This window comes from Streptomyces scabichelini, assembly GCF_011045015.1.
Lineage (GTDB): Bacteria > Actinomycetota > Actinomycetes > Streptomycetales > Streptomycetaceae > Streptomyces > Streptomyces scabichelini.
The window spans coordinates 1-8,834 of record NZ_JAAKZY010000324.1; the positions used below are offsets into that span (position 1 = coordinate 1).

The following is an 8,834-nucleotide window of genomic DNA, read 5'->3' on the forward strand; positions in this document are numbered from 1 at the left end:
TTAAGGCCCCCGGTAGACGACCGGGTTGATAGGCCAGATCTGGAAGCCGGGCAACCGGTGGAGGTGACTGGTACTAATAGGCCGAGGGCTTGTCCTCAGCTGCTCGCGTCCACTGTGTTGGTTCTGAGACAACGAACCGTTGTCGGCTTTGAGTAGAACAGAACATTTAACTGAAGAGTGTGCTTGTTCGCTCGAAACCATTAGGGTTTCGGTGGTCATAGCGTGAGGGAAACGCCCGGTTACATTTCGAACCCGGAAGCTAAGCCTTACAGCGCCGATGGTACTGCAGGGGGGACCCTGTGGGAGAGTAGGACACCGCCGAACAATCTTTGGAGGACCTCTGGTCCCAGCGACTCGCTGGGACCAGAGGTCCTTTTTTGTTTTTCCGAAGCGCGCAGGGTACCCGAAACTGCGCGAGAATGACTTGCGGTACCTAAGACAGGAGTCACCATGTCCACCAACTCTCCCGATGAGCGACCGGAGCGCGATCAGCGCCGCCGGGACAGTGGTGACCGCGGCGGCTCCCGAGGGGCGCCGCGCCGCGACAACGACCGGGGCGGCCACGGTCGGCGCGACGAACGTCGTGATGACGGCCGTGGTGGCGGTGACCGTGGTGGTTCCCGTCGGGATGACAGCCGTGCTGCCCCCCGTCGCGAAGGTGACCGGCCGGCCTTCCGTCGTGACGACCGCCGTGGTGATGACCGTGGCGACCGCAGCGGCTTCCGTCGCGATGACAGCCGCGATGGCAACCGCGGCAGTGGCGGCTTCCGTGGGCGCGACGACCGGGATCGCGGAGACCGTCCGGCGTTCCGGCGCGAGGACCGTCCGGGTGGGCCGCGTCGGGACGACCGCGATCGTGGTGGCCCCCGGCGCGATGGCGATCGTCCGGCCTTCCGTCGTGACGACCGTCGCGATGATGACCGCGGCGGTCTCCGCCGCGACGACCGTAGGGACGACGATCGCGGCGGCTTCCGTCGAGATGACCGTGGTGGTGGCGGTGATCGTGGCGGTTTCCGGCGTGACGAGGGCCGCAGCGGTGGTGACCGTGGTGGTTTCCGTCGTGACGAGGGCCGCGCTGGTGGGGACCGCGGTGGTTTCCGTCGGGACGACAGCCGTGGTGGCGGTGACCGTGGCGGTTTCCGGCGCGACGAGGGCCGCGCTGGTGGGGACCGTGGCGGTTTCCGGCGGGACGATCGCCGTGGTGAGGACCGTGGGGAGCGTGGCGGTTTCCGTCGGGAAGAGAATCGTGGCGGCGGTTTCCGCCGCGACGATCGGCGGGGGGACGACCGTGACCGCGGTGGGTTCCGGCGTGAAGGGGAGCGTCCGGCTCTCCGTCGCGATGACGACCGTGGTGGTTTCCGTCGGGACGACAGCCGTGGTGGCGGTGACCGTGGTGGCTTCCGGCGTGACGAGGGCCGCAGTGGTGGCGATCGTGGTGGTTTTCGTCGTGATGAGGGCCGCGGTGGTGGCGACCGTGGTGGTTTCCGCCGCGATGACCGCAGGGACGATCGGCGCGATGACCGTCGTGATGACCAGCGGCAAGGCGACCGTGCCAGCTACGGGCATCGTGACGACCGTCGGGACAGCGATCGCGGGGACCGTGGTGGTTTCCGGCGGGACGACAGCCGTGGTGGCTTCCGTGGGCGGGACGAGCGCGGGCGGGACGAGCGTGGTGGCCGTGGGCCGCGGCGCGAGGACAGCCGTGGTCGACCCGGTGGCTTCCGGGAGCGTGATGACCGTCGTGGCGGCGGGCGCTTCCGTGATGAGCGGGACCGCGATCGCGAGCCGATCAAGCGGCTGCCGATCCCCGAGGACGTCACGGGCGAGGAGATCGACAAGGATGTACGGCAGGAGCTGCAGAGCCTGCCGAAGGGGCTGGCCGAGGATGTCGCCAAGAACTTGGTGATGGTGGCCAGGCTCATCGACGAGGACCCCGAGGGGGCGTACGGCTATTCGAGGGTCGCGCTGCGGCTGGCGTCGCGGGTGGCCGCCGTGCGCGAGGCGGCCGGCTTCGCGGCGTACGCGAACCAGAAGTACAGCGAGGCGCTCGCCGAGTTCCGGGCCGCGCGGCGGATGACCGGGAGCGTGGACCTGTGGCCCGTCATGGCGGACTGCGAGCGTGGTCTCGGGCGGCCCGAGAAGGCCATGGAGATGGCCGGGGCGCCCGAGGTGCAGAAGCTCGACAAGGCGGGTCAGGTCGAGATGCGGCTCGTGGCTGCCGGGGCGCGGCGGGACATGGGGCAGGTCGACGCGGCCATCGTGACGCTGCAGAGCCCCGAGCTGGCCTCCAACTCGGTTCAGCCCTGGACGGCGCGGCTGCGCTACGCCTACGCCGACGCGCTGCTCGCGGCCGGTCGTGAGGACGAGGCGCGGGAGTGGTTCGCGAAGGCTGTCGAGTCCGACAAGGACGGCACCACGGACGCCTCGGACCGGCTCGCCGAGATGGACGGCGTCGAGTTCGTCGACGCACTCGACGAGAGCGACAGCGACAGCGGCAACGACAGGGACAGCGAAACTGACACCGAGCCCGAGTTCGAACCTGTGAAGACTTCCGAGGCTTCGGCGCCCGCGCCGGTCAAGGGCGACTCCGAGAAGGTCGACGAGGGCGACCTCGAGGACTGACGCCCACGTAGGAGGCGTATGAGCGGATGGGCGGGATCCCAAGGGGTCCCGCCCATCCGCGTTTCAGTCGCCTTTCAGTGCCCGAGTGCGCGCAGTACCAGACCCGATGCCGGTTTCGGGCCGAACGACGTCGACTTGCGGGGCATCGTGACGCCCCGGCTCGCCAGGTCGCGTACGACTTCTTCGCGGACCGGGTGCATCAGGACGGCCGTGCCGCCGTCGCGTTCGGCCTTGGCGACTGTGGCGGCGGTGTCGTGTATGTACGCGATGTGTTCCGGCACGTCCGGAATGCGCCAGAGGTGGTCGAGGAGTGCGGCGTGCAGGACCGTCGCGTCGAGGGTGCGCCAGGCCTCCGGGCGGTCGGCCGGGATCGTACGGGCGAGAAGGTCGGGAGAGGGGCGGTCGACCAGGTGGAAGGCGCCGTCGCCCGCAAGGAGGAAGGCATTTCCCTCGGCGGCCGCTACGGAGAGGGCCTCCAGCGCTGCGGAGAGAGGGCCTTCGACGTGGCGTACGCGGAAGGAGTCGCCGAGGGCGGTGAGGGCGTCGGCGACGGGCAGGTGGTGCAGGAGACGGTGGATCGCGCGGACGCGGAGCGGGTAGCGCGCGGTGTCGACCAGGAGGACCAGGCCGAAGTCCCAGGGGCTGGGGGAGGGGTGTTCGGCGCGCAGGCGGAGATAGGTCGCCCAGCGGTGGTGGCCGTCCGCGATGAGGGCCTGGTGGCGCGCCAGATCCTTCTGGATGGCGGTCAGGTCACCGGGGTCGGTCACCGACCACAGGCGGTGGCTGAAGCCGTCCTCCGTGGTCGTGGCCAGGAGAGGCGTGTGGTGGGCGGTGCGCTCGATGACGGCGGTCGTGTCGGCTGCGGAGCCGTCGCCGCGGTAGGTCAGGAGCAGGGGTTCGAGGTTCGCGGACGTGGCGCGCATCAGGTCCGCGCGGTCCGCGACCACGTGCGGCATGACGTCCTCGTGCGGCAGGACCACGCCGTGCGACGGCTCCGAGAGACGCAGGGCGCCTATAACGCCGCGTTGGAGCATGCCGTCGCCGTCGCGCTGTTCGTAGACGTACAGGCCCGGCTCGGAGTCGGTGGTCAGGACGCCCTCGGACAGCCAGCGGCGCAGGGTGTCCGCCGCCTTCTTGTTGCGGGCGGTGGGGGTCGTGGCCTGGGGGAGGATCAGGCGGACGATGTTGTGCGGGTCGGCCGATTCGAGGTGGTGCAGTCCGTCGGGCCGTACGACTACGTCGTACGGCGGGGACGTCACGGCGGAGAGGCTGCCGACCCGGTCGGGGTCGTAGCGCAGGCCCCGGAACGGGGTGAGATCAAGGCCCATGCGTGCCGTTACGTCCGCGGGACCTGCCGTGTTCATTGATGCATCGTAAGTGTGTCAGTGGCATGCGGGATGATCGGGGGAAAGGGAACGAGCGAGGAGCGATGCGAAATGAGCCAGACCGTGAGGACGCGGCCCGAGGGGAGTGACCGGCCCCTGAGCGAGGCGTACGACACGGCGCTGCTCGACCTGGACGGGGTGGTGTATGCGGGCGGGGAGGCGATCGCGTACGCCGTGGAGTCGCTGGGCACCGCTCGTGCGGGCGGGATGCATCTCGCGTACGTCACGAACAACGCGCTGCGGACACCCGACACGGTGGCCGCGCACCTCACGGAGCTGGGGATACCGGCCGAGGGGTCGGACGTCATCACCTCGGCGCAGGCCGTGGCCCGGCTGATCAGCGAGCAAGTGCCCGCGGGGGCGCGGGTGTTGGTGATCGGCGGGGACGGGCTGCGGGTCGCGCTGCGTGAGCGTGGACTCGTACCCGTCGAGTCGGCCGAGGACGAGCCGGTGGCGGTCGTTCAGGGGTATGGCGGGCCTGAGCTGCCCTGGGGCCGCTTCGCGGAGGCCTGCTACGCCATCGCGCGCGGGGTGCCGTGGTTCGCCTCCAACACCGACCTGACGATTCCCAGCGCGCGCGGGATCGCTCCGGGCAATGGGGCGGCCGTCGAGGTCGTGCGCATCGCCACGGGTGCCGAGCCGCAGGTGGCCGGAAAGCCGCTGCCTCCGATGCACCGGGAGACGATTCTGCGGACTGGGGCGGTGCGGCCGCTGGTGGTCGGGGACCGGCTGGACACGGACATCGAGGGGGCGTTCAACGGTGAGGTGGACTCGTTGCTGGTGCTGACCGGGGTGACGGACGGCGCGCAGCTCCTCGCCGCCTCGCCGGAGCACCGGCCGACGTACGTGGACGCCGATCTGCGGGGGCTGTTGACCGGGCAGCCCGAGGTCGTGGAGGCGGGCGACGGGTTCCGCTGCGGCGGCTGGACCGCCACGGCCGGAACGGAGCGGCTGGAACTGGAGGGCGAGGGCGAGGCGCTCGACGGGCTGCGGGCGCTGTGCGCTGCCGCCTGGACGGCGGCCGGGGAAGGGACATGCGGGCTGGACGGGGGTAAAGCGCTGGCGCGGCTGGGGCTTTGAACCCATGGGGCCGGGGTTTCGGCCTCAAGGGACCGGGGGAGCGGAGGGAGTGCGCGGGGCGTCAGGTGCACGGATCGAGCCAAATGGGGAGGGTAGGCTAACCTAACTGCGTGTTGGTCGACAGTCCCCCCGAACCAAGCGCGGAGACCGCCCCCGCGCCCCCAACCCGCCGGGCGATACGGGCCGCTGGGCTCCTCTTGTCCGTCGCCGTCCTGGTGCTCATCGCGCTGGCGAGTATCGCGATCGGCGCGAAAGAGCTGTCCTTGAGCCAGGTCTGGCACGGCCTGTTCCAGGACACGGGCACGTACGGCGACGTCGTGGTGAGCGAGCGGCTGTCGCGTACCGTCCTCGGGCTGCTCGTCGGCGCCGCGCTGGGCCTCGCCGGGGCCGTCCTGCAGGCGCTCACCCGCAATCCGCTGGCCGATCCCGGACTGCTCGGCATCAACGCGGGCGCGTCCGCGGCCGTCGTCACGGCCATCACCTACTTCGGCGTCACCTCGCTGAGCGGCTATGTGTGGTTCGCCTTCGGGGGCGCGGCCGCGGTCGGGGTGCTGGTGTACGTCCTCGGCGGCAGCCGGGGCGCGACGCCGGTGCGGCTCGCGCTCGCCGGCACCGCGATCAGCGCCGCGCTCTACGGCTATCTGCAGGCCGTGATGATCATGGACGAGGCGGCGCTCGGCAAGATGCGCTTCTGGACGGTCGGTTCGCTGTCCTCGGCCACCGACAGGACCATCGAGCAGGTGCTGCCGTTCCTCGCGATCGGTACGGTCCTGGCGCTGGCCCTCGCCCGGCCGCTGAACGCCATGGCCATGGGCGACGACACCGCCCGCGCGCTCGGCGCGCATCTGGGCCGCACCCGCGCGCTGTCCATGGCGGCCGCGACCCTGCTGTGCGGTGCCGCGACGGCCGCCTGCGGGCCGATCGTGTTCGTCGGGCTGATGGTCCCGCACGTCGTACGGTCCTTCACCGGGCCCGACCTGCGCTGGATCCTGCCGTACGCCACCGTGCTCTCGCCGGTGCTGCTGCTGGGCGCCGACGTGATCGGCCGGATGGTCGCGCGGCCGGCGGAGCTGCAGGTCGGCATCGTCACCGCGATCCTCGGCGGCCCGGTCTTCATCTTTCTCGTACGACGGCGGAGGACGGCTCAGCTGTGAAGGTCCTACACAAGCAGGCCGGTCACCACCAGGCCGGTCCCGACCGGGCCGGTGCCGACCAGGCCGGTCCCGATCAGGACGGCCCCGCCCGGCCGTTCCGCGCCCGGGCCGTCCGTACCCGCGGCGGCCTTTCGGTCCGTCTCGACGTCCGCTCGTTCACCGTCGTCGTCCTGCTGCTGGTGGCCGCGCTCGCCGCGAGTGTCGTGCTCATCGGCACCGGCGACTTCCCGATCCCGGCCGCGGACGTCCTCAAGACCCTGCTCGGCAACGGGGACGCGGGGCAGGAGTTCATCGTCAACGAGCTGCGGCTGCCGCGGGTTCTCGTCGGTCTCCTGGTGGGGGCCTCGCTGGGGCTCGGCGGCGCGCTCTTCCAGGCCATCTCCCGCAATCCGCTGGGCAGTCCGGACGTGCTCGGCCTCGCGCACGGCTCGACGGCCGGCGCGCTCACCATGATCGTGCTGTTCTCGGGGAGCGCGAACGAGGTCACCCTCGGGGCGCTCGTCGGCGGCCTGGTGACCGGACTCGCCATCTATGTGCTCGCCTGGAATCGGGGCGTGCACGGGTATCGACTGGTCCTGGTCGGTATCGGTGTCTCCGCGATCGCCGTGGCCGTCAACGGCTATCTGCTCACCAAGGCCGACCTCGTCGACGCGGCCCGCGCGGTGGTGTGGATGACCGGCTCGCTCAACGGCCGTGACTGGGACCAGGTCTGGCCGCTGCTCGGACTGTGCGCCGTCCTCGTACCCCTCGTCCTCGGCAACGCGCGCGGGCTGCGCATGCTGGAGATGGGCGACGACGTCGCGTACGCACTGGGGGTGCGGGTCGAGCGGACGCGGATGCTGCTGATGCTGGCCGCCGTGCTGCTCACCGCGGCCGCCACCGCCGCCGCGGGCCCGGTCGCCTTCGTCGCGCTCACCGCTCCTCAGCTCGCCCGGCGCCTCACCCGCTCACCGGGACCGAACTTGGTGCCCGCGATGTGCATGGGCGCCACCCTGCTGGTCGCCGCGGACTGGGCCTCACAGCGGGCCTTCGGCGCCGACCAGCTGCCCGTCGGTGTGGTGACCGGAGTGCTCGGCGGCGTCTATCTGCTGTGGCTCCTCGTCACCGAGCGCAAGGCCGGCCGGATATGAAAGCGGACCGGACATGAACGCAGAGGGCAACAACCGCGCCGGCGCCGGCGGCGGGCCGAACACGAACACCACAAGGAGCACTGGCACTGTGAACCGCCCGTCCGCGAACCGGCTGTCCGCCGAGAACGTCACCCTCGCCTACGACCAGCGGGTCATCGCCGAGCAGCTGTCGGTCGAGATACCCGACAACTCCTTCACCGTGATCGTCGGCCCGAACGCCTGCGGCAAGTCCACGCTGCTGCGCGCCCTGTCCCGGATGCTGAAGCCGGCCCAGGGCCGGGTGCTGCTCGACGGACAGGTCATCCAGTCGATGCCCGCGAAGAAGGTCGCCAGGACGCTCGGGCTGCTGCCGCAGTCGTCGATCGCGCCCGACGGCATCACGGTCGGCGACCTGGTGGGCCGCGGCCGCTACCCGCACCAGGGGCTGCTGCGCCAGTGGTCGTCCGAGGACGAGCGGGTCGTACGGGAGTCGATGGCCTCCACCGGCGTCGCCGAACTGGCCGATCGCTATGTCGACGAACTGTCCGGCGGCCAGCGCCAGCGCGTCTGGATCGCCATGGCGCTCGCCCAGCAGACCCCGCTGCTGCTGCTCGACGAGCCGACCACCTACCTCGACATCCAGCACCAGATCGACGTACTCGACCTGTGTGCCGAACTCCACGAGGAACAGGGCCGGACCCTGGTCGCCGTGCTGCACGACCTCAACCACGCGGCCCGGTACGCCACCCACCTCATCGCCCTGCGCGAGGGCTCGATCATCGCCCAGGGCACGCCGTCGGACATCGTCACGGCCGAGCTCGTCGAGGAGGTCTTCGGGCTGCGCTGCCAGGTCATCGACGATCCGGAGACGGGTACGCCGCTGGTGGTGCCGGCGGCGCGGAAGGCGCGTACGACCGCTGCCGTCAGCGTCGCGAAGAGCTCCTGAACGGGGTCAGGGCGGGTCAGAGCAGCTTTCTGAGCCGGAGCAGGTCGCGCAGGCCCGCTTCGAGCTTGACCCGGCCCGAGCCCCAGGCCTTCGCGAAGTTCAGCTCGCCGTCCACCAGGGCGACCAGGTCGTCACCGGCCATCGTGAGCCGGATCTGGGCCTTTTCCGGCGGCAGGCCCTGCACCGTGTCGAGCACCTCGATCCGGCCGTCCCTGAGACGGCCGACGAAGGTGATGTCGAGGTCGGTGATACGGCAGCTCAGCGAGCGGTCCAGGGCAGCGGCACTGCGCACGCCGCCCTCCGCACCCGCCATGTTGTCCGAGAGTTTGTCGAGTGCGCTGCGGCACTCCTCAATCGTGGCCATCGCGGACGACGGTACCCCAGCGCTTCGCGGTAGCGTCGGGGCATGAGCGACTCGGAGCTTTCCGCCGAACCAGAGGTCGAACCCGAGGACGGGCCCGAAGACTGGCCCGAAGGCGGACCGGAGACTGAAGCCGAGGACGGGCTCCGGGCCGGACCCGCATACGACCCCGCCGCC

8 protein-coding genes and 2 rRNA genes are annotated in these 8,834 nt (G+C 70.8%); 8 read left to right on the plus strand and 2 right to left on the minus strand.

Going from position 1 to position 8,834, the window contains the following annotated elements:
- From G5C60_RS47770 to G5C60_RS47785, 4 genes are all read left to right on the plus strand, one after another.
- A 23S ribosomal RNA gene (locus G5C60_RS47770) occupies positions 1-97 on the plus strand; the annotation flags it as partial.
- A 110-nt stretch (positions 98-207) separates the two neighbouring features.
- A 5S ribosomal RNA gene (gene rrf, locus G5C60_RS47775) occupies positions 208-324 on the plus strand.
- 355 nt (positions 325-679) lie between these two features.
- The gene (locus G5C60_RS47780) at positions 680-1,906 is read left to right on the plus strand and encodes a hypothetical protein (protein ID WP_165270075.1); all 1,227 of its coding nucleotides are present in this window, start codon (positions 680-682) and stop codon (positions 1,904-1,906) included.
- A complete protein-coding gene (locus G5C60_RS47785; protein WP_206440905.1) occupies positions 1,798-2,622 on the plus strand; it encodes a tetratricopeptide repeat protein in 825 nt (274 codons plus the stop codon). The genes G5C60_RS47780 and G5C60_RS47785 overlap by 109 nt, the downstream gene beginning before the upstream one ends.
- A 74-nt stretch (positions 2,623-2,696) precedes the next feature.
- Here the strand turns inward: G5C60_RS47785 and G5C60_RS47790 are convergent, their stop codons facing one another.
- On the minus strand, positions 2,697-3,986 hold the full coding sequence (locus G5C60_RS47790) for a DUF1015 domain-containing protein (RefSeq protein ID WP_165270076.1): 1,290 nt from the start codon (positions 3,984-3,986) through the stop codon (positions 2,697-2,699).
- A 72-nt stretch (positions 3,987-4,058) separates the two neighbouring features.
- Here G5C60_RS47790 and G5C60_RS47795 point away from each other — a divergent pair, with 72 nt between their 5' ends.
- The 4 genes from G5C60_RS47795 (at position 4,059) to G5C60_RS47810 (ending at position 8,296) form a co-directional block, all read left to right on the plus strand.
- Positions 4,059-5,087, plus strand: coding sequence for an HAD hydrolase-like protein (locus tag G5C60_RS47795; RefSeq protein ID WP_165270077.1), 1,029 nt, complete (start codon positions 4,059-4,061; stop codon positions 5,085-5,087).
- A gap of 110 nt (positions 5,088-5,197) precedes the next feature.
- Entirely contained in the window at positions 5,198-6,241 is a 1,044-nt protein-coding gene (locus tag G5C60_RS47800; RefSeq protein WP_165270078.1) for an iron chelate uptake ABC transporter family permease subunit, read from the plus strand.
- Positions 6,238-7,371, plus strand: coding sequence for an iron chelate uptake ABC transporter family permease subunit (locus tag G5C60_RS47805; protein WP_165270080.1), 1,134 nt, complete (start codon positions 6,238-6,240; stop codon positions 7,369-7,371). The genes G5C60_RS47800 and G5C60_RS47805 overlap by 4 nt, the downstream gene beginning before the upstream one ends.
- A 13-nt stretch (positions 7,372-7,384) precedes the next feature.
- The gene (locus G5C60_RS47810; protein WP_241267597.1) at positions 7,385-8,296 is read left to right on the plus strand and encodes an ABC transporter ATP-binding protein; all 912 of its coding nucleotides are present in this window, start codon (positions 7,385-7,387) and stop codon (positions 8,294-8,296) included.
- Positions 8,297-8,312: 16 nt separating this feature from the next.
- Here the strand turns inward: G5C60_RS47810 and G5C60_RS47815 are convergent, their stop codons facing one another.
- Positions 8,313-8,660, minus strand: a complete 348-nt coding sequence (locus tag G5C60_RS47815) for an SCP2 sterol-binding domain-containing protein (RefSeq protein ID WP_165270084.1) — start codon at positions 8,658-8,660, stop codon at positions 8,313-8,315.
- Between the last annotated feature and the right edge of the window lie 174 nt (positions 8,661-8,834).

Bases quoted from the DNA above. Each gene is read 5' to 3' on its own strand.
- G5C60_RS47815 (WP_165270084.1), bottom strand. From the start codon at position 8,660: ATGGCCACGATTGAGGAGTGCCGCAGCGCACTCGACAAACTCTCGGAC.
- G5C60_RS47810 (WP_241267597.1), top strand. From the start codon at position 7,385: ATGAACGCAGAGGGCAACAACCGCGCCGGCGCCGGCGGCGGGCCGAAC.
- G5C60_RS47795 (WP_165270077.1), top strand. From the start codon at position 4,059: ATGAGCCAGACCGTGAGGACGCGGCCCGAGGGGAGTGACCGGCCCCTG.
- G5C60_RS47790 (WP_165270076.1), bottom strand. From the start codon at position 3,986: ATGAACACGGCAGGTCCCGCGGACGTAACGGCACGCATGGGCCTTGAT.